General features: G+C 65.5%; 21 protein-coding genes. 9 read left to right on the forward strand and 12 right to left on the reverse strand.

The annotated features are described in order from the left end of the window. Nucleotide 1: 1 nt before the first annotated feature. The 7 genes from TZ53_RS07965 to TZ53_RS07995 form a co-directional block, all read right to left on the reverse strand. Nucleotides 2-1,171 (reverse strand): muconate/chloromuconate family cycloisomerase, encoded by a 1,170-nt coding sequence (locus tag TZ53_RS07965; RefSeq protein WP_025548498.1) that lies wholly within the window; start codon nt 1,169-1,171, stop codon nt 2-4. A gap of 87 nt (nt 1,172-1,258) precedes the next feature. After that, complete coding sequence (locus TZ53_RS07970; RefSeq protein WP_025548496.1) at nt 1,259-1,474, reverse strand: hypothetical protein; 216 nt, start codon at nt 1,472-1,474, stop codon at nt 1,259-1,261. 5 nt (nt 1,475-1,479) lie between these two features. After that, on the reverse strand, nt 1,480-2,787 hold the full coding sequence (locus TZ53_RS07975; RefSeq protein WP_044660977.1) for an acetamidase/formamidase family protein: 1,308 nt from the start codon (nt 2,785-2,787) through the stop codon (nt 1,480-1,482). A 30-nt stretch (nt 2,788-2,817) separates the two neighbouring features. Further along, nucleotides 2,818-3,162, reverse strand: coding sequence for a hypothetical protein (locus TZ53_RS07980; RefSeq protein WP_025548494.1), 345 nt, complete (start codon nt 3,160-3,162; stop codon nt 2,818-2,820). 10 nt (nt 3,163-3,172) lie between these two features. Next, entirely contained in the window at nt 3,173-4,408 is a 1,236-nt protein-coding gene (locus TZ53_RS07985) for an aromatic ring-hydroxylating oxygenase subunit alpha (protein ID WP_025548492.1), read from the reverse strand. Between the two features lie 134 nt (nt 4,409-4,542). Beyond that, nucleotides 4,543-5,070: a nuclear transport factor 2 family protein gene (locus TZ53_RS07990; RefSeq protein ID WP_238320148.1), complete on the reverse strand. Its 528-nt coding sequence runs from the start codon at nt 5,068-5,070 to the stop codon at nt 4,543-4,545. A 5-nt stretch (nt 5,071-5,075) separates the two neighbouring features. Beyond that, nucleotides 5,076-7,481, reverse strand: a complete 2,406-nt coding sequence (locus TZ53_RS07995) for a TonB-dependent receptor (protein ID WP_044660978.1) — start codon at nt 7,479-7,481, stop codon at nt 5,076-5,078. A 292-nt stretch (nt 7,482-7,773) separates the two neighbouring features. Between TZ53_RS07995 and TZ53_RS08000 the strand changes: the two genes are divergently transcribed. The 4 genes from TZ53_RS08000 to TZ53_RS08015 are packed head-to-tail and all read left to right on the forward strand — an operon-like array spanning nt 7,774 to nt 10,139. After that, on the forward strand, nt 7,774-8,970 hold the full coding sequence (locus tag TZ53_RS08000; RefSeq protein ID WP_226870203.1) for an aromatic ring-hydroxylating oxygenase subunit alpha: 1,197 nt from the start codon (nt 7,774-7,776) through the stop codon (nt 8,968-8,970). A gap of 13 nt (nt 8,971-8,983) precedes the next feature. Then, nucleotides 8,984-9,352 carry a hypothetical protein gene (locus TZ53_RS08005; protein WP_025548487.1) on the forward strand — a complete coding sequence of 123 codons (369 nt, stop codon included), beginning with the start codon at nt 8,984-8,986 and terminating at the stop codon, nt 9,350-9,352. 2 nt (nt 9,353-9,354) lie between these two features. After that, a complete protein-coding gene (locus TZ53_RS08010) occupies nt 9,355-9,840 on the forward strand; it encodes a nuclear transport factor 2 family protein (RefSeq protein ID WP_157846849.1) in 486 nt (161 codons plus the stop codon). Continuing rightward, nucleotides 9,837-10,139 carry a non-heme iron oxygenase ferredoxin subunit gene (locus TZ53_RS08015; protein WP_044660979.1) on the forward strand — a complete coding sequence of 101 codons (303 nt, stop codon included), beginning with the start codon at nt 9,837-9,839 and terminating at the stop codon, nt 10,137-10,139. The genes TZ53_RS08010 and TZ53_RS08015 overlap by 4 nt, the downstream gene beginning before the upstream one ends. A gap of 169 nt (nt 10,140-10,308) precedes the next feature. Here the strand turns inward: TZ53_RS08015 and TZ53_RS08020 are convergent, their stop codons facing one another. After that, on the reverse strand, nt 10,309-11,337 hold the full coding sequence (locus TZ53_RS08020) for an AraC family transcriptional regulator (RefSeq protein WP_044660980.1): 1,029 nt from the start codon (nt 11,335-11,337) through the stop codon (nt 10,309-10,311). A 528-nt stretch (nt 11,338-11,865) separates the two neighbouring features. Here TZ53_RS08020 and TZ53_RS08025 point away from each other — a divergent pair. Then, the gene (locus tag TZ53_RS08025) at nt 11,866-13,086 is read left to right on the forward strand and encodes an NAD(P)/FAD-dependent oxidoreductase (RefSeq protein ID WP_025548480.1); all 1,221 of its coding nucleotides are present in this window, start codon (nt 11,866-11,868) and stop codon (nt 13,084-13,086) included. Nucleotides 13,087-13,134: 48 nt separating this feature from the next. Here the strand turns inward: TZ53_RS08025 and TZ53_RS08030 are convergent, their stop codons facing one another. Further along, nucleotides 13,135-14,043: a LysR family transcriptional regulator gene (locus TZ53_RS08030; RefSeq protein WP_044660981.1), complete on the reverse strand. Its 909-nt coding sequence runs from the start codon at nt 14,041-14,043 to the stop codon at nt 13,135-13,137. 100 nt (nt 14,044-14,143) lie between these two features. Here TZ53_RS08030 and TZ53_RS08035 point away from each other — a divergent pair, with 100 nt between their 5' ends. From TZ53_RS08035 to TZ53_RS08045, 3 genes are read left to right on the forward strand one after another with little or no spacing between them, the layout of a single operon-like run. After that, a complete protein-coding gene (locus tag TZ53_RS08035; protein ID WP_044660982.1) occupies nt 14,144-15,643 on the forward strand; it encodes a CoA-acylating methylmalonate-semialdehyde dehydrogenase in 1,500 nt (499 codons plus the stop codon). A 52-nt stretch (nt 15,644-15,695) separates the two neighbouring features. Continuing rightward, nucleotides 15,696-16,469, forward strand: coding sequence for a nucleotidyltransferase family protein (locus tag TZ53_RS08040; RefSeq protein ID WP_044660983.1), 774 nt, complete (start codon nt 15,696-15,698; stop codon nt 16,467-16,469). Continuing rightward, nucleotides 16,453-17,196, forward strand: a complete 744-nt coding sequence (locus TZ53_RS08045) for a metallophosphoesterase family protein (protein WP_025548476.1) — start codon at nt 16,453-16,455, stop codon at nt 17,194-17,196. Before TZ53_RS08040 ends, TZ53_RS08045 begins: the two co-directional genes overlap by 17 nt. On the opposite strand, the gene TZ53_RS08050 is transcribed toward TZ53_RS08045, so the two are convergent. From TZ53_RS08050 to TZ53_RS08060, 3 genes are all read right to left on the reverse strand, one after another. Further along, the gene (locus TZ53_RS08050) at nt 17,175-18,257 is read right to left on the reverse strand and encodes a PepSY-associated TM helix domain-containing protein (RefSeq protein WP_044660984.1); all 1,083 of its coding nucleotides are present in this window, start codon (nt 18,255-18,257) and stop codon (nt 17,175-17,177) included. The two genes, TZ53_RS08045 and TZ53_RS08050, sit on opposite strands and share 22 nt — an antisense overlap. Further along, complete coding sequence (locus tag TZ53_RS08055; RefSeq protein ID WP_044660985.1) at nt 18,257-20,407, reverse strand: TonB-dependent receptor; 2,151 nt, start codon at nt 20,405-20,407, stop codon at nt 18,257-18,259. The genes TZ53_RS08050 and TZ53_RS08055 overlap by 1 nt, the downstream gene beginning before the upstream one ends. A gap of 102 nt (nt 20,408-20,509) precedes the next feature. Beyond that, nucleotides 20,510-20,905, reverse strand: coding sequence for a hypothetical protein (locus TZ53_RS08060; protein WP_044662945.1), 396 nt, complete (start codon nt 20,903-20,905; stop codon nt 20,510-20,512). Nucleotides 20,906-21,050: 145 nt separating this feature from the next. Between TZ53_RS08060 and TZ53_RS08065 the strand changes: the two genes are divergently transcribed. Then, on the forward strand, nt 21,051-23,075 hold the full coding sequence (locus TZ53_RS08065) for an elongation factor G (RefSeq protein ID WP_044660986.1): 2,025 nt from the start codon (nt 21,051-21,053) through the stop codon (nt 23,073-23,075). Nucleotides 23,076-23,335: the final 260 nt, after the last annotated feature.

The raw sequence follows: 23,335 nt of genomic DNA on the forward strand, positions 1-23,335 counted from the left end.
CCTATCCCTTCGCCTGTCCGGAAAGAAGGACGGTGGTGCGCGCGGGCGCGTCGCGGCGGAAGGCGACGACCGCGTCGGGGTTCAGCGCGATGCCAAGGCCCGGCCCGTCCGGCACGGCAAGGCTGAAGTCCGAATAGTCCAGCGGCTGCGCCAGCACCTCCTCGGTCAGCAGCAGCGGCCCGAACAACTCCGTCCCGAAGGCGAGATCGGCGAAGGTCGCGAACAACTGCGCCGACGCGACCGTCCCCACGCCCCCCTCCAGCATGGTGCCGCCATAGAGCGCCACCCCCGCCGCTTCGGCAATGGCCGCCAGCCCCCTGGCGGCCGTCAGCCCCCCGGCCTGTGCGATCTTGATCGCGAACACGTCGGCGGCCCCGGCGGCGGCATAGGCAAAGCCCGTCTCCGGCCCGTACAGCGCCTCGTCCGCCATCACCGCCAGGCGGCCCATCGCGGTCAGCCGCGCCATGCCCGAAAGGCTGCTCGCCCTGATCGGCTGCTCCACCAGGTCGACGCCCGCATCGGCCAGCATCGCCAGCCCGCGCTTGGCCGTCACCTCGCTCCACGCCTGGTTCACGTCGACCCGCACGCTGGCCCGGTCGCCCAGCGCCTTCTTGATCGCCGCCGCATGCGCGACATCGGCCTCCAGCGGGCGCTTCCCGATCTTGAGCTTGAAGGCGTCGTGGCGGCGCGACGCCAGCATCGCCTCCGCCTCCTCTATGTCGCGCGCCGTATCGCCGCTCGCCAGCGTCCAGAGCACCGGCAAGCGGTCGCGCACCCGCCCGCCCAGCAATTCGCTGACCGGCACGCCCAGCCGCTTGCCCTGCGCGTCGAGCAGCGCCGTCTCCACCGCATTCCTGGCGAAATGATTGGCGGCGATCTCCCTGCGCAGCCGGGCCATGATCGCGGCCGGGCGCGTCGCGTCCGCCCCGGTCAGGACCGGCGCGAAATAGGTGTCGACGGCCAGCTTGATGCCCTCCGGACTTTCCGCGCCATAGCTGAGGCCGCCGATGGTCGTTCCCTCGCCTATCCCTTCCACCCCGTCGGAACAGACCAGCCGGACGATGACCATCGCCTGCGACCGCATCGTCGCGACCGACAGCACATGCGGCCGGATGGTCGGCACGTCGAGTATGAAGGCCTCGACGCTATCGATGGTGATGGAGGACGCCATGAATTCTCCGTTGCAGTCCGGAACAGATAGAAAGGCCGAGCGGCAAGGGAAAATGCCGTTTCGGTTCGATTTCATACCGGCAAGGTATCAGACACCCGGCTCGATGCTCTCGACGCGCCGCACCAGCCGGGCGGCCATGGACGACCGGACCGGCCGCCCCGCGATGATCTTGCGCCAGCTATTATAGCTGATGCCGAACCGCGCGTTCAGCGCCTCGTCGGTCCGGCCGGTCTCCAGATGCAGCATGCGGTCCACGACATCGCGGCCGATGACGACCGATCCCGGCATTTTCGCCCCGCTCATGGCGATCACGCCTGCGCGCCATATTGCTGGCGGACCAGCTCCGCCACGCCCATGCGCTCCAGGATCGGCGTGGGGCAGAGGAAGGTGACGCGCACCACGCCGGGCAACCGGCTGATCTCGATCGATCCCGCGATGGTCGCCCGGTTGAGGATCTCGTCATAGGGCAATCCCGTCACCTCGGCGGCGCGGGTCAGCCCGTTCCTGGTCGCGTCGTTCAGCGTCGGCCCCGAACCGATGAAGGTGATCGGCGCATTGTCCTCTATCACCTTCTGCCCATGGCGCTCGGCCAGCCGCCCGACCGCCGCGCGCTCCTCCCGGCTCATCGGCTGCGCCAGGAAGGGCAGATCGTCGCGATGCTGCAACAGGATCGGGCCGTCCAGCTTCAGCCCCTTGATCACCTTCACTTCCAGCTCGACCACGCCCGACACGTCGGTGGCATGGCCGGCAATCTCGCCATTGCCCTGCTGCGCATGCATGTCGCCCATATAGACGCCGCCGCCGGGCACCTTGACCGGGCAGATGAGGATCGCGCCCTCCCGCACCGAATTGGTGTCCATATGCCCATCGGTCTTGTGCCGGTCCAACTCCTCCTGCGTGAAGCTGTAGCCATGGGGCGCATCGATCAGGAACGACCCGAAATCCCCCGCATTATGCGAATCCGGCAGGTCGCGGGACGGCATCGTGCCGATATTGCCCAGAAAAGGCCGCATGCGGCTCGCCAGGCCCGCAATATCCGCCCGCGCCAGCGCCAGGATCGAATGCTGGTCCGCCCCGTCCGGAATGGCCGCAATATTCCGCGCATCCCCGGCGATCCGTTCCGCGACATCCTTGCTCACGGTCAGCGACACATTGTTTTCCCGGTCCAGCACGATGACATAGCCGTTGGAAAAGCGGAACGCATTCACCTCCGCCCCGCAATTGTCGCAGCGCACCGCCTCGTCCCCAATGCCTTCGATATGGCTGGACGGCGCGGTCGTGCCGCAGCTCGGGCACAGCTTCGCGACGAAGGGATCGCCCACATAGCGCCCCTCGACAAATTCCATCACGCCCGAAGAGGTGGCGAGCGACGTCACCCGCACGGTCTTCAGCGTGATGGCGATGGCGTCCCCGACCTCCGCCCCTTCGACCAGCACGGGGCGGGTGACTTCATGCCCGCCCTGGAATTTCGGCGTGATCATCGGCCCCCAGCAGCCCGGCGGCGTGCCGGTGCGAATGGTGCCGCCGTCGCGAACGGTCCCGGCCGGCGCGATGCCCGGCCCGACGATCCCGCCGCTATAGTCATGAACCTCGATATGCGAACGCACGTCAGACATTGGAACTACCCTTTGTTGCTATGGGACCGCTCAGAGCGCGGCATCGCCATCCATGCGCACGAAGCGCCGCGCATCGAAGCTGAAGGGAACGGCGCTGCTGCCCCCATAAAGCTCATGATGCGGCGACGCCTCGGCAAAGGCGCAGGCGAGCAGGAAGAGATTATGGACATCCTCCGGCATGCCGCTGGCGGGATGCTCCGACAACAGCCGCAATATTGCGTCCAGACGCGGCATCATCGCCTCATACAGCGCCCTGAAATCGGCGGCGCTGGCGCTCCAGCGTATCTCGCTGCGCTCATTCTCGCTGGGCCGCGCCCAATGGGCGGCCAGCGGCGCCAGATCGGCAAAGGGCGCGGGGAGTATCGGGTCGGTCATGCTAAAATCCTCAGGCCGCGAGATAGGTGTCGAGCGTGCGCGCCGCGTGGCGGATCAGAAATTCCTGATCCATCAACTGCATCGCGTCGATCGATCCGGACATGATGCCGGCGAAAGTGTCCTCCATGGTGGCGGTATCCTCCAGCCAGGCGTTCCGGTGCAGCGCGTTCACATGCTGCTGCGCCACCTGTTCCGCCGCATTCTGGGCGGGCCGGAAATAGTTGATCCCCTCCCACAGCGTCCGCCCATGGTCGAGCGGCCAGAATTGATGCGTGAAGAAGGACATGCCCGGATAGCCGCAGCCCGACGCCAGATGGATGATGAAATTGGGAAAGAGGTTGGGCAGCTCGAACTGGAAATCCGCCCGCCGCTCCGGGTTGATCGCGGGCGGCAACTGGTCGGGCCGCGGGCGGTGGCGCTCGGTCGTGCTCAGCATCGATGCGAAGGCCAGCGTCGAGGGCGCGGTGTCCATCCCCGCCCCATAGATGGTGGAGGAGGCATGCGGCCCCATCAGCTTGAAATCGCCATGTTCCACCCCCTTGAAGCCCGGCAGCGATCCGGCATGGATGGTCGGCACATGATAGCCTTCGCTGAAGGCATAATGGGCGACCTTCCAGTTGCAGTTCAGCACGGTCGAATAGCGGAAGGCGGTGGTCGATTCCGCATAGGGATAGCCGCCGAACAACCGGCCGAAGTCACCCAGATAGTCGGTCAGCGTCTGCGCCGGTTCCGCATCGAAATGGATGAAGACGAAACCTTCCCAACTGTCGCAATGGATTTCGCGCAGGCCAAGACAGGCGGTATCCAGCTTGCCGAACTTCTCCTTCATCGGCACGGAACGCAGCGGCCCGTCGGTCGAAAACACCCAGCCATGGAAGCGGCAGGTGACGACATTGGCGCGCGACCGCCCGAAAGTCTCGAAACCGCTGCTCGGAACGACCTTGTTCCCGCGATGGGTGCAGACATTGTGGAAGGCCCTGATCCGCCCATCCTTGCCCCGCACGATCAGCACGGATGCGTCCGCCACCGGCAGTTCCTTGACCTTATAGTCCCCGACATGGGGCAGCTCCCAACTTGTCGCGACCTTCAGCCAGGTCTTGCGGAAGATCTTCTCCCGCTCCAGCTCGTAAATGGCCGGATCGCTGATCGCCCGCACCGATACCGGATCGACGCCCAGTTCTTCGCGAATATCATCGACGCTTCGGTTGATATGGCGCAAGTCTTCCGCCGTGCATGTCGTGGTCATCCTACTCTCCGATATTTCCCGTAAACTCTGTCGCTTCTTCGCCACAGGACCCTGGGCAACAGCGTGCCGACCCGCCCCCGTTCGGGCTGAGCCTGTCGAAGCCCTCCTCTTTCCTGACAGGACATGCTCCAACATCACGCATCTCCCAAAGCCTCTGGCTTGTCCCGCCACCCATCGGGATAGTGGGAGATCAGATCGGCCCGCAGTTCCAGCGCACCGAACCGCCAGCCGCCCGCCATCTTCCGCACGTCCGCGACATAGCGCCCGCCGATCCAATAGGCCCGCCCGCTGGCTGAGGTCGCAACCTCCCACAGCATGAATTCCACGTCCGCCCGCTCATAAGCGGGATCGAGCGTCACCTTGGGCGAAACCAGATAATGCAGGGTCCATCTGAACCCCTGCTCCGCATTGCCCGCCACACCCTCAGCGATGGCGTCCCCGCCCGACAACACCCCATATCGGTCGACCCGGAAGACCGCATCCTCGGTGAAAAGCGGCCGCAGCATCTCCGCCGAAGGCCCTGCATCGAAGGCCCGCGAAAGGTCGACGATCAGCGCATCGATGTCGCGCAACGCCTCCAGCCGCTCGACCCTGCGTTCCCATATTTCCGCCATGCCGTCCTCGCCCGCCAGGGCGGGCGCCGGAAAAACCGGCACCCGCATGATTGTCAGAAGGTCCGGCGCGCGCTCAGGAACCATTCGCGGGGCCTCCCGAACGCCCCCTCCGTGATCCCGCCGAAGGAATCCACGAAGCCCGAACCCAGATAGACTTCCTTGGTCAGATTCTTGACGCCCAGCGTGATCAGCCAGCTTTCCGGTTCGTCGCTATAGCCGATGGAGGCGTTCACCAGATGATAGCCCTTCTGGATCAGCAGCGGGCTGTTCACCGCGTCATTATAGACCGTCGACCGGTAGGACCAATCGACCCGCGGCGTGAACCGGCCCACGCCGTCGACCCGAATGTCGTAGGAAGCCCCCGCGCTCAGCGTCCATTTGGGCGCATTCTGCAAATGGGAATCCCTGGTCACGCCGCTGTTGAGCGCTCGAATGTCCACCTGCCGATATTTCGCGTCCAGATAGCCGAGCCCCGCCTCCAGCTTCAGCGCCTCGGTCGGCCGGGCCTGCACTTCCAGCTCCAGCCCCTTGATGCGCGCCTTCGCCGCATTCTGGATGATCGGCGCGAAACCCAGACGCGGGTCGTTCACCGTGATCTGCAGATCGTCATAATCGTTGACGAAGGCCGCGCCATTCACCCGCAGCCGCCGGTCGAAGAGGTCGGACTTGAAGCCGACTTCATAGGTGGTGCTGGTCTCCGGCCGGAAGGACGGAATATTGGCGAAGGGCGGGAAGACGCGCTGGGTGAAGCCGCCGCCCTTGAACCCCTGCGAATAGGATGCGTAGGTCAGGAATTCGGGCGACCAGCGATAGGAAAGGCTGGCCATCGGCGTCCAGGCGCGGTCCTTGATCGTCGTCCGTCCCGGCGGGCCCATCAGCGGATCGCCGTCCTGCAACCCCGACCCGTCGGGATTGAAGGGCTGCCCCGTCAGGAATCCCGCCGCCACGACATATTGATTGCCATTGTCGAATGTCTTCTTGTCCTCGGTCCAGCGTATGCCGCCGGTCAGGCTGAGATTATGGACGATCTCGAACGTCGCCTGACCGAAGGCGGCAAGGCTCCGTCCATCGAGGATCGCACCGCTCATGAAGACGGCGTCGACAATGTTGACCAGATCCTGGTGATTGCCGCTTTCCTTCGAATAATAGCCGCCGACAACCCAGTTCAAACGGCTGTCGAGCGCATCGCCGATCAGTTGCAGTTCTTCCGAAAACTGATCCTGCTTCCAGTCGCTCTTGGTCTGGACGATGCTGGCCGGGCTATGATCGGAATCGCGGGTCCAGAAACCCGTCACCTTGCGGTAGGCGGTGATGGACTTGGCCGTCACATTATCGCCCAGCCGCCATTCCACCGTACCGGAAACGCCCCAGATATTGAGGTCCGACGCCGACTGGTAACGCCGCTTCCCGAAATTGTCGAAGACGCTCGACACCGCCCGGAACGTCCCGCCATGGCGATAGGGCGCCTGCGCCCACTGGCTGTTGTAACAGCGCGTGTCGGACAGCCGGGCCGGGTTGGGCAGGTCGGTGCAGATGCCCGCCGCGCCCGAATAAAGGCCGTTCCACACCTGTGCCGCCGGCGCGTTCTCATCGACCGCCAGCATGACGTTGGGCGCGGTTTCCTCCCGCGACCGCGTGCCGTCGACGGCGATGTTGATGGAAAGCTTGCTCGTCGGCTCCAGCCGCAGCGCGAAACGCCCCGCCATCGTATTGGTGTCGCCCAGATCCGGCGCCAGCGGCACCGTGCCTTTCACATAGCCGTCGCGCATATGATAAAAGCCCGAAAGGCTGGTATAGACCCCCTCGGCCAGCGGCACGTCGATGGAACCCTTGATCTGCACCCGGTTGTAGCTGCCGGTCGTCAGCTCCAGGCTGGCCCCCAGATCGTCGGCGGGCTTCTTCGTGACGACGCTCACCGCGCCGCCAATGGTGTTGCGGCCGAACAAAGTCCCCTGCGGCCCGCGCAGCACTTCGATCCGCTCGACATTGAGGACGTCGAGCACATTGCCGACCCCCCGCGAAATATAGACGCCGTCCAGATACAGTCCCACGCCCGGATCGGCGGAAAGCTGATAGTCATTCTGCCCGATGCCGCGAATGAAAATCGCCGCCGTGGCGTTGCTGGCCGATACCGGCACCGAACTGTTGAACTTCACGTTCGGGGTGAAGTCTCCGATCTGCGTGACGTTATCGATCCCCCGCTGCGCCAGACCTTCCGAAGTCACCGCCGAGATGGAGATCGGCGTGTCCTGGAGCGACTCCGCGCGGCGACGAGCGGTGACGGTGATTTCCGCGATACCGCTATTCTGGCTCGCAGCCGGGTCTTCCGGCGCCTGCTGCGCCAGAACGGGCGCTCCGGACGCCAGCGCCAGCCCGGCGACCAGCGCGCGCACCGAACCCGATTGCAGACGCCGGGCCGCGCGGCCGGACGATATGGGTTTGCAGCTTTCATCTTCCATATTTGACTCCCCGTCTCGATTGGCATTTTGTTTTTCTGGTACCGCCATAATCGAACCCAGATCGGCCAGCCGCGCTAGCCTGATCCCGCGAAGTTCATCATCTGAGCGCGACGGAGTGAGGAACCGCGAAAAAGCCCTTCCGCACCGCTTCCGTCCCCCCGCGCCTTTGATGCGCCCCCAGGCTAAGGCGCACCGGATCGGGCTAGCGGGGCATGGCGCGCGCCGACATCATCCATGCCGATTTCACGCATTCGGAAGCCGCAACGACAACCGATGCAACGGCAAGGACAGGATGATGAACGACGCGCATCGCTGGTTACACGAACATCCCGAACTGGGATCGGGGCCCATCTCCATCGAACCCTATATCGACCCGGACTGGTATGAACGGGAACGGGAGAAGATATTCAGGAAGGTCTGGCTCTGCGTCGGCCGCGTCGACGAAATCCCCGACAGGGGCGATTACAAGGTCAAGCGCCTCGCCGCCGCCGACACGTCGGTCATCCTGATGCGCGGCAAGGACGATGTCGTGCGCGCCCATCACAATGTCTGCGCGCATCGCGGCAACACCGTCGTCACCGAAACCGGCCCGGAAACCTTCGGCCGCAGCAAGGCGGCCATCGTCACCTGCCGTTTCCACGGCTGGGTCTATGGCGCGGACGGCGCGCTGAAACATGTGCCGAGCGAAGAACGCTTCTACCCATGTTTCGACAGGCAGCGGAACGGCCTCACCCCGATCCACACCGATGTCTGGGAAGGCTTCATCTTCGTCAACCTGGCCGAAAATCCGGACAACAGCCTGACCGATTTTCTGGGCGACTATGCCGCGCATTTCGCGGGCTTCCCCTTTGCCGAACTCAGCTACCAGTTCACCTACCACACCGAACTGGAATGCAATTGGAAGGTCGCGCACGACGCCTTTGCGGAGGCCTATCATGTCGACACCATCCATGCCGGCTCCTTCCCCAACACCTTCTCCACCGGGCTGCAAAATGTGAAGCTGATGGGCCCGCACCGCAGCTGCGCCGTCTGCCTGACGCTGGGCGCAAAACCCACCCCGGTCGCGGGCATCGCCAATAGCATCGCCGGCGCCTCGCTCGTCACCCAGCGCGCCGAAACCATGCTGCCCCCCGCGATCAACCCGGACAAGCGCGACGATTTCGCCTTCGAACTCAGCGTCCTCTTCCCCAACACGCTGATCCATGTGTCGGAGGGCATCTGGTTCACCCACCAATTCTGGCCCATCGCCCATAACCGCACGCTCTGGGAGGGCCGCTATTATGTCCGCCCGCCAAAGACCAACGCCGAACGCTGGGCCATCGAACATGCGATGACGCTTCAGCGCAACGCCTGGCTGGAGGACACCGCCACCATGGAGGACACGCAAAGGGCGATGCAGTCCCGCGCCAAGCTCGTCCAGAATCTCCAGGACGACGAAATCCTCATCCGCCACAGCGCCGCCGTGGTCGACCGATATGTCAATGCGTGAGGGGGAAAAGACCATGACGCAACCCACTTTGCCCACCGGCTTCGAAGACCTCTCCCTTTGCCTCGACTGGAACCTGCCCACCGCCGACCAGCGCCAGCGCAAGCGGCAGGCATCGAGCGCGGCGGAACTGCGCGCTTTCTACGACCGCATGCTGCCCCGCCTGCCGGACGCGCTGGCGGAGGTCGACCGCTTCCCGCTGGGCGCGCTGCCGGAAAGCCACCACGCCCTCTACAATCTCGCCCTCTCGCTGGCCGAGGTCGCCCCGCATATCGAACTATATTCCGGCTCCCCCGGCGTCCCCTATGCGTTCGAGGAGGCGCGCTTCGTCGCCGTCCATGGCGGGCAGGAGACATGGCGCGGGCTGCGCCCGATGGCCGCCTGAATATGGCCTCCCTGCCCATGGAGGAACGGCTGTTCCGCATCGAAGCGCGCCAGGAGATGGAAGGTCTCGTGGCGCGCTACGCCCACGGCGCGGACCGAAGGAACGATCCGGCGATCATGCGACCGCTGTTCCACGCGGACGCGGTCTGGTCGGCGGAGGGCTTCGCCACCTTCCACGGCGCCGCCGCCATTGCCCGGGGCCTCGCCCGCATCGCCGCCGAACAGGTGCTGTGGTCGATCCACTATATGGTCGCCCCCCATGTCGAATTTATGGAAGACGCCCGCTCGGCGCGCTGCCGCTGGTATCTTTGGGAACTGTCCACCATGGCCGGGGACTCCGGCCCGGAGGACCGCTGGCTGGGCGGCTGGTACGACAGCCTGACGATATATGAGGAAGAAGAATGGAAATTCACGTCCGTGAAGCTGGACCTGCGCGTGCAGGGCGTGGCGACGCCCCCCTGGGCGATCAAGAAGGCGTTCGCCCCATGATCCGCCTCTGCGCAATCGACGATCTCAGCGAAGACGAAGTGCATCGCGTCGAACTGGACGGCGGCCACGGCATCGCCGTCTATCTGCTGGACGGGGAGGTGTTCGCCACCGACGACCTCTGCACCCATGGCGAAGCCTCGCTGGCGGAAGGCGAGATAGAGGATGGCAGGATCGTCTGCCCCTTCCACCTCGGCAGCTTCGACATCAGGACCGGCGCGGCCTGCGCGGCCCCCTGCTCCATCGCGCTCAAGACCTACGCGGTGGAGATCATCGACGGCGCGGTGCATATCGCGCCCTGATGGTCGGTGCAGCGCTTGAGTCAAACCTCCACCCTGCTCCTGCGAAGGAAGGAACCCAGTCCCGCCGCTGGAACTGGACTCTCACGAGCCACTCGTCTCGTTCGAGTGCCTTCGCAGGAGCAGGCCGTACCTCAATCCCACCGGAACAGAACCGACACGCGCCCGCCCCTCACCCCTTCAACTGCCGCAACGTAGCCGAGGGCCGCTCCCCGAACCGCTCCGCATAGTCACGCGCGAATTTGCTCAGATGGCTGAACCCGCAGGCCAGCGCGACATCGGTCACGCTATGCCCCTCCTCCACGCCGCCCAGCAGCATCTTGCGCGCCAGGTCCAGCCGCACATTTTTGAGGTAGACCATCGGCGTCACCCCGCGAAACCGCCGGAACCCCGCATGCAGCGACCGCGCGCTGACCCCGGAAATCTCGATCATGTCGATCAGGGAGATCGCCTCGCACGCATGGCCCCGCACGAAATCCTCGACGCGCCGCACATAATAGGGCGCGGGCCCGGATGGCGCGCTGTCGAACAGTTCGGAATGATTGTGCGGCACCGCCGCCAGCAGCAGGCGCTTCAGCGTATCCTCCACCGCGCCGCTCGCGCGGGGATGGGTATAGCCCGTCAGCCCGTAATCGATGTCGTCGCAGATAGTACGGACCAGATGGGCAAAGGCCTGCGCCGCCCCCACCAGCGGCACCGGCCGGGTCGAAAAGACCAGATCGTCCGGCCGGAACCCCAGTTCGCTCGCCAGCACCTGCTCCAGATCGGCCTTGGGTATCTTGATGGTGAAATGCTTGTAGCCCGCCTCGAACGTCTGGCGGAAATGCGAATCCGGGGCCAGCACGCACATCTCGCCGGGCGCCAGGCTGAAACTGTCCCTGTCATGGGTGATGAAGGACGTGCCCGTCAGCGAGAATTGCACCAGATAGATCTGCCCCATCTGCGGCACGTCGATGGAAATCCGCCCGAAGGGATTGCCATAATCCTGCGCGTTGAAGGTCAGCGCCTTGAGCTGCGCCTGATTGTGGCGGAAATCGATCGGCGGCCGCCCGCCCTGCACGTCCAGCCTGTGGGGGCAGAACATCCGGCTCATATGCGCCTCGACATCGCCCGCGTCGGTGCTGCTGAACCTGTTCCACTGAACCAGCGGAAGCGCCTCGCCATTCCAGAAGCGGCTCGGCGCAGCCATTTGCGTCAACATGCTCGTCCTCCCTGGCCCGGTCCCCGACCCGGCTTGAAACGCCTGCCTCGCTCCGGTGGACGCTGCCCACCCCGGCGACGGATCATCGACACGGCCCTCCCTCGGCTGCATCGACATCCGGAAAATGACGCGCCGGACATGGCGGTCCCGCGATCCGGAACGCAGCGTGCCGGAAGCGCGGACGACCGCCCTTTGCAGGCCGTCATGGCTGGATGTCGTTACAGCCTCGTCCCTTTCGCGATGACACTCTTATTACAGGGCCGGGTCAAGCCTGCCGCCCGAAAAGACCGCGCGATCAGGGCAAGGCCTGCGCTCAGGGGATAGTTGCCGCGACGATTTTGGCCCAGCTTCGAAGCATCGGCATGGGCTGTCGCCGGCCCGAACGATCCGCAATGTCGATGGGAAACAGGCCGTTGCCCCTCGCCGCCCGGCAATCCGTTCGCGCGGCGCGGCGGCGGCGCGCCCGCGACGGCCCGGAAACGCGCCGGATCGTCGCCCGGCGACCGCGCACAGGGGAGGAGAATCGCATTGAACGAGCAAACGGACGTCCTCATCGTCGGCGGCGGCCATGCGGGCGCGCATCTGGCCATTGCGCTGCGGCAGAAGGGCTTTGCCGGCAGCATCGCCGTGGCGGGCGAAGAGGACTGCCTGCCCTATGACCGCCCTCCCCTCTCCAAGGCCTATCTGGTCGGCGCCATGCAGATCGACCGGCTGCTGCTGCGGGACAGCGGTTATTGGGACGAACAGCGGGTCCGGTTCGAACTGGGATGCAGGGTCCGTTCGCTCGATCCCGCCGGGCGGCGCGCCGAACTGGACAATGGCCGGACGATCCGCTTCGGATGGTGCGTGCTGGCGACGGGCGGCAGGGCGCGCACCCTGCGCTGCCCCGGTTCCGGCCTGCCGGGCATCCATCATCTGCGCACCGTCGCGGATGTGGACGCCATTCGGGCGGGGCTTCGCGGCGGCGGCCGGGTCGGCCTCGTCGGCGCGGGCTATGTCGGGCTGGAGGTCGCGGCGGCGGCGCGCGAAATGGGGCATGAAGTCGTCGTCGTGGAGGCGCAGCCCCGCGTCCTCCAGCGCGTCACCTCCCCCCTGCTCTCCGATTTCTTCGAACGGCAGCATCGCCGCCGGGGCGTCGACCTGCGCCTGGGCGAACGGATTGCGGGCTTTTCCGGCGCGGATCGCGTCTCTGCCATCCGCCTGGCCTCGGGCGGGGAAATCCCCGTCGACATCGCCATCGTCGGCATCGGCATCGATGCGGAAACGGCGCTCGCGGAACAGGCGGGCATCGCCTGCGACGGCGGCGTGCTGGTGGACGGATATTGCCGGACCTCGGCGGAAGGCATATTGGCGATAGGCGACTGCGCGCGGCACCCCAATCCCCATGCGGGCGGGCTCTGGCGGCTCGAATCCGTGCAGCATGCGATGGATTCCGCCGCCACCGCCGCCGACACCATATTGGGGGCGCCGGCCGAATATCGCGCGCTGCCGACCTTCTGGTCCGACCAGTATGACATCAGGCTGCAATCCGCCGGCCTCAACCGGGATGCCGACGACATGGTCGTGCGCGGCGATCCGGAAAACGGTCCGTTCACCGCCCTCTATCTGCGCGGGGGCCGGGTGATCGCGGTCGACGCCATCAACAGCCCCAGGGATTTCATGGGCGCCCGCACCCTGATCCTGAAGGGCGTCGCGGTCGACCGGACAAAGCTGGCCGATCCCGCCATCCCCGTGAAGATGGCGGCCTGAACGCCCGATCTCCCGCGGAAGGCGGCGGTGGGGGATCGGCCCGCGCCCCTATAAGCGCTCCCGCATCCCCCGCGTCACCTCCTCCAGAAAATCCGCCGCCGCCCGCACCCTGGGCAGCCTCTGCAGATCGGCATGCATCACCAGCCAATAGCTGCGCCACACCTCCATCGACTCCGGCATCGACTCCGGCATCGACTCCGGAAACAACTGCACCAGCCGCTCGTCCTCCGCCGCCGCGAAGACATGCAGCACGCCCAGCCCCATCCCCGCCGCCACCGCCGCATGCTGCGCGGCGCTGGAACTGGCGCGGAAGACGATGGCCGCGCCGGGCAACAGCTGGTCCAGCGCGATCATCTCCGCGAACCCGGCCAGTTCCTCGATATAGGAAACGAAGACATGACGGCTCAGGTCGCCCCGCCCCGTCGGCACCCCCTCCCGCGCCAGATAGGCTTTCGACGCATAGAGGCCCAGGCGGTAATCGGCCAGCTTGCGGGTCACGAACCGTCCCTTGGGTGGCGGTTTCAGCATCACGGCGATCTCCGCCTCCCGCCGCGACAGGCTGGCCGCCTTGCTTTCGGACGCAAGCTCCAGCGTCAGGCGCGGATGGCGCTCCCGCAACTCGGCCACGCGCGGCGCGATCAGATGGCTGGCAAAGGCCTCCGGCGTGGCGAGCCGCACCGTCCCCTCCACCTCCCGGTCGCGCCCCGCGACGCTGCTCATCGCGGCGAGCAGCTCGCTCTCGATCCGCTCGGCATGGGAAACCAGCGCGAAGGCGGCGGGCGTGGGCGTCACCCCGCGCGGGCTGCGGTCGAACAGCCGCGCGCCCAGCGTCGCCTCCATATTGGTCAGGCGCCGGGCGACCGTGCTATGATCCACCCCGACCCGGCGCGCGGCGGCCAGCATGTTGCCCTCCCGCATCACGGCCAGGAACAGGCGCAGTTCGTCGGAATTCAGCATTGGCAAATCCGCACAACCAATGTGTCCACATACCCGTATATCTGCAAAGCTGACCCGTCTATACCAAAGCCATCCACCGGCAGGAGAGGAAACCGGAAAAATGCGTTCAATTACTCATTTCATTCATGGACAATCCGCCCCGCTCGCCGGCGCCCGCCTGTCCGACGTGCTGAACCCCGCCACCGGCGCGGTCCAGGCGCAGGTCGAACTCGCCACCGCCGCCCATCTCCAGAAGGCGGTGGATTCCGCCCTCGCCGCCCAGCCCGAATGGGCCGCCACCAACCCGCAGCGCCGCGCCCGCGTCATGTTCCGCTTCAAGGAACTGATCGAACAGAATATGGACGAACTGGCCGTCCTGCTCTCCTCCGAACATGGCAAGGTCGTCGCTGATGCCAGGGGCGACATCCAGCGCGGCCTGGAAGTCGTCGAATTCGCCTGCGGCATCCCCCATCTGCTGAAGGGCGAATACACCCAGGGCGCGGGTCCGGGCATCGACGTCTATTCCATGCGCCAGCCGCTGGGCATCGCCGCTGGCATCACCCCCTTCAACTTCCCCGCGATGATCCCCCTCTGGATGAGCGCCATGGCCATCGCCTGCGGCAACGCCTTCATCCTCAAGCCCTCGGAACGCGACCCCTCCGTCCCGGTGCGCCTCGCTGAACTCGCCATAGAGGCAGGCATGCCCGCCGGCATCCTGAACGTCGTCCATGGCGACAAGGAGATGGTCGACGCCATTCTCGACCACCCGGCCATCAAGGCGGTCAGCTTCGTCGGATCGTCCGACATCGCCAATTACGTCTATGCCCGCGGCGCGCAGAACGGCAAGCGCGTCCAGGCGATGGGCGGGGCCAAGAATCACGGCATCATCCTGCCCGACGCCGACATGGATCAGGCAGTGGCCGACATCGTCGGCGCGGCCTATGGTTCGGCGGGCGAACGCTGCATGGCGCTGCCGGTGGTCGTGCCGGTGGGCGAGGCCACGGCGGAAACCTTCCGCGCCAAGCTGATCGACGCCATCGAAACGCTGCGCCCCGGCATCCCCACCGATCCCGACGCGCAATATGGCCCGCTGGTGACCGGCGTGCATAAAGCTCGCGTCGAAAGCTATATCCAGATGGCCGCCGATGAGGGCGCGGAGATCGTGGTCGACGGGCGCGGCTTCTCGCTCCAGGGCTATGAGGAGGGCTTCTACCTCGCCCCGACGCTGATCGACCGGGTGACGCCGCAGATGAAAAGTTATCAGGACGAGATTTTCGGCCCGGTGCTCCAGATCCTGCGCGCCCAGACCTTCGAGGAGGCGCTCAGCTATCCGTCGAAGCATCAATATGGCAATGGCGTCGCCATCTTCACCCGCAACGGCGACTATGCCCGCAAGTTCGCCGCCGATGTCGAAGTCGGCATGGTCGGCATCAACGTGCCGATCCCGGTGCCGGTCGCCTATCACAGCTTCGGCGGCTGGAAGCGTTCGGGCTTCGGCGATCTCGACCAGTACGGCATGGACGGCGTGCGCTTCTACACCCGCACCAAGAAGATCACACAGCGCTGGCCCGACGGCGGCGCGGTGATCGACCAGAGCTTCGTCATCCCGACGATGCGATAGGCTTCTGCCCGGCAGGGGAACGGAAGCGCCCGCTTGTCCGTTCCCCAGGGTGATGAGCCAGTACCCCGTCACCTTCGATCCCCCGCCGGAGGCTGCCGAATTCTACGCCGAAAGCCTTGCGCATCTGGTGGAATCCGGCATCCCGTTCATGCTGTCGGGCACCTATGCGCTGGGATGCCATACCGGCATCATGCGGCCGACCAAGGATCTGGACGTCTTCTGCAAGCCCGGCGATGCGCCCCGCATCCTCGCCTATTTCAAGGCACTGGGGCATCGCGTCGAATTCGAGGATGAACGCTGGATCGGCAAGGTCTGGCGCGGCAGCAATTTCTTCGACGTCATCTACAACATCTCCTCCGCCAGCCTGCCCGTGACGGAGGAATGGTTCCGCGATGTCTCCCATGCGGAGGTCTATGGCACGACGGTTCGGATCACGCCGCCGACCGAATTCATCCTCTCGAAGGTCTTCATCCAGGACCGCTACCGCTATGACGGCGCGGACGTCGCGCACATCATCCTGCGGCAGCATGAACATATCGACTGGCAACGCCTGCTGGACGCGATGGAACTGCACTGGGAAGTGCTGCTCATCCACCTGCTGAATTTCCGCTTCATCTATCCGACGGAACGCCATTGCATTCCGCTCTGGCTGTTCGAGGAATTGCTGGGACGCTTGCAGACCCGCGCCGAACTGCCCGTCCCCAATCTGCGGGTGTGCCGGGGACGGCTGCTGTCGCCGCGCGACTATCTGGTCGACATCACCGATTGGGGCTTTGCCGACGTGGTCGGCAAGGGGCTGGAGGAGAGCCATGATCGCAACCAGTGAGCCGCGGCCCAAGGACAGCCTTGTCCTCGCCGCCGTCGGGGACCTGCATGTCACCGATGCGTCCGAACATCGCTACCGCGCCATGTTCGAGGAGATTTCGGCTCAGGCGGACATATTGGCGCTATGCGGCGACCTCACCAATTTCGGCAAGACGCGGGAGGCCGAAATACTGGCCGAAGACCTGCGAAGCTGCACCATTCCGACGGTCGCGGTACTGGGCAATCACGACCATGAATGCGGCCAGCCTGAGGTCGTGGCGCAGATACTGCGCGGCGCGGGCGTGACCGTGCTGGACGATCAGGCGGTCGAGATAAAGGGCATCGGCTTTGCCGGGGTAAAGGGCTTTGTCGGCGGTTTCGGCCGGGGGGAGCTTGGCGCTTTCGGGGAAAGCGCGATCAAGGGCTTCGTCGAGGAATCGATCAACGAGGCGCGCAAACTGGAAAATGCGCTGCGATCCCTGCGGACGGAACGGACCGTGGCCGTGCTGCACTATGCGCCCGTGGTGGACACGGTGCAGGGGGAGCCGCAGGAGATTTTCCCCTTTCTCGGTTCCTCACGGCTGGCCGAGGCGATCGACAGGTTCGACAATGTCCGCTTCGCCGTCCACGGCCACGCTCATCGCGGCGCCTTTGAGGGGAAAACACCCGGCGGCGTTCCGGTCTATAATTGCGCGCAGTTCGTGCTGTCGGAGCGGTTCGACCGTCCCTACGCGCTGATCGCCATTTGACGGGCACGCGCCGGTTTTACGGGACGCCTGAACCAGAAGGTCCAGACCGTCAGCGTGCCGAGCAACGTCATCGCCAGGCCCGACAGGGTCATGACCAGCCTGAACGCCAGACCGCCGACCTTCGCCGCGTGGAGCGGGTAGAGCAGATTATAGCCCTTCGCCGCCATCGGCAGCGTCTCGGCGTCGCGCGCCGCGACCAGCGCGCCGCTGTCCGCCGCGAACCAGAGGGTGGTGCGGCCATTGGGCAGCCATTCCTGCGGCCGCCGCATGCGGATTGCGATCAACCCATTATCCTTGCGCGGCAGGCTGAGGCTGCGCAACTCCGCATCGGGAAAGCGCGCCTTGGCCGTCATGACCATGGCCGCCCAATCGAGCCCTTCGCCAAGTTTGGCGTCGCGCGGCGGCGGTGGAGCGAGCGCCGTGTCGATCTGCGCTGGCGCCCCCGGCCCGAACAGCAGCGCCGCCATCGGCCGGAACACCAGCACGGCCCCTGTGACCAGCGACAGCAGCAGCAGCGGCGCGACGACGACGCCCAGATCGCGGTGATGCCGCACGATCGCAGGGCGGCTCATCCGCGCCGGCCATAGGCGCCATTCGAAAGTCCGCCGCGTGCGCCACCAGAGGATGAGGCCGGTGAACACGAAGAACAGGCCGCAAAGCGCGGCGATGCCGATCACCCAATCGCCCGTCTCGCCGGAAAAGAGATGATGGTGGAAGTCGAACAGCCAGAGTTCGGGCCGCTCCCACTGGCTGCTCCACCGCGTCACCATGGCACCCCGCTGGTCTGCATAGGCGCCGCCGCCATTGTCGAACAGCAGCTTCAGCAACCCGAAATCATCGGACGCATAGCTGATCGACTGGGGCCGTCCCACCTGATCGGCCATGATGCGCTGCGTCGTCTCGGCCAGTTGGCGGACATCCTCCACGCGCGGGTCGCCGGCGTGGGGCGCCAGGGTCCAGGCATTTTTATGCACCAGCAACGCGCCGCTAAGGCCCAGAAGGGCGAGCAGCAACCCGATCAGCCCGCCGGTCCAGCGATGGAGGGTGTCGATCAGCTTCACTAGAACCTATAGTCCCATGAGAGGGTGAAATTGCGGCCGCGTCCCGCGAAATAATGGGCGTTGTCATTGGGCCGGACGGTCTGGCTGTAATAATCGATGTAGAATGTGTCGAAGATATTCTGCGCCGCGAGCGTCAATGCCCCGAACCGGGTCTGATAGCGCAGCGACAGATCGGTCACGTCATAGCCGTGGAACCGGTAGAGCGGCGGATAGGCGCCCGGCGTCCGTTCGAACTGCCGGGACAGGAAGAATTGGGTCTGGATGCGCGCTGAAACCGGACCGTGCACATAGCTGGCGGCCAGGTTCAGACGGTCAGGCGAGATATTGGCGCCGTCCAGATCGCGATCCACCTTGTCGATGCCATTGTCCGATCCGTCGGTGCGACCGATCAGATGGGCATAGCCGGTCGAGAGGGTCAGCCCCGGCAGCGGCGTCCTGGCCGACAGGTTCAGTTCCAGCCCCTGTATTTCCACCCGCTGACGCTGGACCTCGAACACCCCGCCGCTCTGCACCAGCAGCGATCCGTTCTTGCTGGTGGACCAGAAATAGGCCGCGCTGGCGTCGATCGGGCCTCGCTTCACTTCGAATCCGATCTCCCGGTTGTTGGAGACGATCGGGCTGATATTCACATAATCGTCGATGTCGACGCCGGGCGTGGCCACTGCGCGGGCGATCCGGCCGACATCGGGCACGGTATAGCCCTCGGCATAGCTGGCATAGGCGCGGATGCCGGCCCAGGGTTCCAGGATCACGCCACCATTGAGCAGCGTATCGCTGAAAGTCGGCCTGCCGCCCGCGACGTCGACGCCGCCGCCATAGGTCCAGAGGGTGTGATAGTCGTCGATGCTGATGCGCACATCCTCATGACGCAATCCGCCCGCCACGCGCAGCTTCTTGTCGAACAACGCCAGATTGAACTGGGCGAAGGGCGCAAGGCTGCGATAGTCGGTCGGCGGCACCCAGGTCCGACCGGTCGCGATCAGCCGCTGTTCGGTCAGGTCATAGAGCGCGTCAAAGCCAATGGTGGCGGTCAGCGCCTCGAACCCCGGCATCGCGCGTTCATAGCTGATCTTGCCGCCATATTTGCGGCTGCGGTTCTGCGACTGGTCGAACAGCGTATCCCTGGGCGCGATGCGCGGGTCCTGGAAGCTGGCGATCGGCGCCACCTCCCCGCCATAGGTGTCGCGCGAGCGGTTGAAGAAGAGCTGGGCGATGAAATTGCCGCCCCACAAATCGCTGTCGGTCAGTGTCACCGCCGCGCTTTCGGTACGGTTGGTGGCGGGAACGCCCGGCGGCGTGCCGCGCACAGAGGTGGTCGGCCGGTCGACGCGATAGTCACCGTCCGCTGCGACATAATCGCCCTCTCCCTTCAACTGGAAGCGGCTCATGGTCAGGTCCAGCCGCGCGCTGTCGCTGAGCGCATAGCCGAAGCGGCCGAACAACGACCAACTCCGGCTATCCTGCGTCTCGCCCTGGGTCAGGTCGGTGCCGACGCGATTGCCATGGCCGTCGTAAAAGGCGCCGCGCTTCTCATAGGCTGCGCCCACTGTCGCATCCCACCGCCCGGAACGCCAGCCGATCAGCCCCGCCACCTTGCCCCCGATGCCGTCGCTGCGAAAGCCGGTGTCGGCATTGCCCTGCGCCAGCATCCGGCCGGTCAGTCCATCCGCCTGGGGAGGCGCAACGGTCACCTGGTTGACGATGCCGCCCGTGCCGCCGATCCCCTGCAGCGCATTGGAGCCGTAGATCAGCTCCACCCGGTCGATGAAGAAAGGATCGATGGTGAAGCCATCCCTCGCTCCGTCGCGCAGCGGAGCGGTCTGCGGAATGCCGTTGATCGCATAGAGCGGCGAGCGGCCGCGCAGCGTCTCCCCCGCGCCGGACAGCTTCTGCCGCGTGGGCGAGAAGGAGGGGGTCAGCGCGGACACCGCATCGACAATGGACCCGCCGATTGCGACCTGCTGGTTGAGCGTTTCCTGATCGATGACGTCGATGGTCATCGGCAGGGCGTTGGCGGGCAGGATCGTGCGCGCCGCGGTCACGATGATCGGGCCGGCATCCTCGGCTGCAGGTTCGGACTGGGCCAGCGCAGGCTGGCTCAACAGCGCAAGCGCGCTGGTGGCGAACAGGACAGACGAGCGGATATGCATTCTTTCCCCCATAAGGCTGCTCGTCCGCTAGCCAAATGAGCAGGATGTTGCAAGTCATTAGCAGTATAAGAAGGGTGTTTTGCGGGTCGGCCTGCGTGCACCCTAGCTTTCGATCAATGCTTTCAGGGCCTTTAGGTCGCGGTTGATCCAGCGGATGTCGGCGGCGAATCGGTCATCGTCCAGGTCGGGTTGGCGGAACAGCGTCAGCATGACTTCCGCCCCTTCGCCATTCTGCACGACGCGCAGCGGGACAAACACCTCCTCGCCGTTGCCCAGGTCGACATGATGATCCATCACGCCATAGACATTATGCGGCGTGAAGCGGATGCGGATCGGCCCTTCAGGGCCATCGGCCAGCCAGTGCGCGCCTTCCTGCCGCAAGCCGGATTCGGCAAGGCCCGACGCCCAGCGCGGGAAATATTCCGGCCGCCAGATGATTTCGTAAAGTGCGCGCCAATCGCGGGCGATGGTGATGCTGAAGGTTCGGGCGGGCAGCATGTCGCTCTCCAATGAATCGTTGCGCGGGGCCATAGCATGGGATGGACGATCTCGCCCTTGCGTTCCGGCCGATATGGGACGAACATCCCTGCTTCCAAGCGACCGGCTTCATCAAGAGAGACGGATGGATTGGAGGAGAGCCAGGATGAGCGGCTGTTACACCCGGGCCATCGCGCTCGTCGGACCCGCCGGGGCGGGCAAGACCAGCCTTGCCGAAGCGATGCTGTTCATAGCCGGCGCGATCCCGCGCCAGGGATCGGTTCAGGCGGGAAACAGCACGGGCGACGCCAGCCCGGAGGCGCGCGAACGGGGCAGTTCCACCGAACTCAACCTGATGCATTTCGAATGGATGGGCGACCGGTTCGCGCTGATCGACGTGCCCGGCGCGCCGGGCTTCGCCGCGGATGGCGCATCTGCGCTCGACATGGCCGACCTTGCCGTCGTGGTGATCGATCCCGATCCCGAGCGCGCCGCGCTGGCCCAGCCGGTGCTGCGCAGGCTGGAGGGCGCGGGCATCCCGCACGCCTTGTTCGTCAACAAGATCGATCAGGCGCGGGGCAGCATAGAGGACCTGTTGACGGCGCTCGCGCCGATGAGCACCGCCGCCCTGGTGGCGCGCCAGATCCCGATCCGCGCCGGGGAACGAGTTGCGGGCTTTGTCGACCTCGCGCTGGAGCGCGCCTATCATTATGAGGCGGGCAGGAAATCGCAGCAGGTCGCGCTCGCCCCGCATGTGAAGGACGATGAAAGCGCGGCGCGTTTCCACATGCTGGAACAATTGGCCGACCATGACGACCTGTTGCTCGAACAATTGCTGTCCGACGAACAGCCCAGCCTGGAGACCGTCTTTGCCGATCTGGCGCGGGAGACCGCCAGCGGCCTGATCGTCCCGGTGCTGTTCGGGTCCGCCTCCAACGGTTTCGGCATCCGGCGGCTGCTGAAGATGCTGCGCCATGACACGCCCGCGCCCGCCCGGACGGCGGAGCGACTGGCGATCAGGGGCGAAGCGGCGCAGATCTTCAAAATCTCCCATGCGGCGACGGTCGGCCGGCTGGCGCTGGCCCGCATCTTCGGCGGCGCGCTTGCCGACGGGGCGGAGATGGCCGACGGCAGGGGGCGGCCATTAAGGCCCGGCGGATTGTTCGCGATCCAGGGCATGGCGACGGCGAAGATCCCGGCGGCCGAAGCCGGCTCCATCGTCGGCATCGCCAAGGTCGAGGCCGTTCAGGCAGGCGAGCTGATCGGCATGGCCGGCACGGCCCCGCAGCCCGGCCTGCCGGTGGAGAAGAGGGCGGCGAACTGCGCGCTGGCGATCGCGGCGAAGGACCATAAGGACGAGGTGCGGCTTTCCACCGCCCTCAACCGGCTGGCCGAAGAGGATGCCGGGCTGCACTGGGACCAGGATGAAGGTTCGCGGGAGACCCTGCTGCACGGCATGAGCGAGGACCATCTCGCCGTCGCAATCGACCGGCTGAAGCGGCGTTACGGCGTCGCCGTGTCCGTTCAGGCGCCGACGATTGCCTATCGCGAATCGATCCGCAAGGCCGTGACCCAGCGTGGCCGCCACAAGAAGCAATCCGGCGGCCATGGCCAGTTCGGGGACGTCGTGCTGGAAGTCCGTCCTCTCGAACGGGGCGAAGGCGTGCGTTTCGAGGAACGGATCACTGGCGGCGCGGTGCCCCGGCAACATATTCCGGCGGTCGAGAAGGGCGTGATCGACGCCGTCGCAAGGGGGCCGCTCGGCTTTCCCGTCGTGGATGTCTGCGCGGTGCTGGTGGATGGATCGTTCCACAGCGTCGACAGTTCCGAACTCGCCTTCCGCACCGCCGGGCGCATCGCCATGGCCGACGCCCTGGCGGCGGCGTCACCCTATCTGCTGGAACCGGTCGCCCATGTGACGATCATGAGTCCGGGCGCCGCCACGTCCCGCATCACATCCGCCATTGCGAGCCGCAGGGGCCAGATGTTGCGGATGACGATGCGGGACGGCTGGCACCATTGGGACGTGCTGGAGGTCCTCCTCCCCGAGGCTGGGTTGCAGGGGCTGGAAGCCGAGATCCGCTCCATGAGCCAGGGCATGGCGCATTATGAGGCGCATTTCGATCATCTGGCGGAGGTCAATGCGAAGCTGGCCGACAGCATCGTGCAGCGGGCGAAGGAGCCGGCTTAGAGCCAATCGACATTCAGATGATGACGAGCCGAAAATGGCGGTTTTACGTCGAAGTTCACAGTGTACGCGCGCGCGTGCCAGCGCGCGCGTATGCGAAGGCGGGATTTTGATCGGACGTTTCAAAGAGGGACGCGAGATAGCGCGGCAGGGACGGAATAGGACAGGCCGAATGGGCCCTGTTGGAGAAATAGGATGTTTTTGGAGGAAGCTGTTGCGGTTGGGTGACGCATTTGAGGATGGCCGCGCGCAGACGCAATGGG

The sequence above is a fragment of the Sphingobium sp. YBL2 genome, assembly GCF_000943805.1.
GTDB classification, from domain to species: domain Bacteria; phylum Pseudomonadota; class Alphaproteobacteria; order Sphingomonadales; family Sphingomonadaceae; genus Sphingobium; species Sphingobium fuliginis.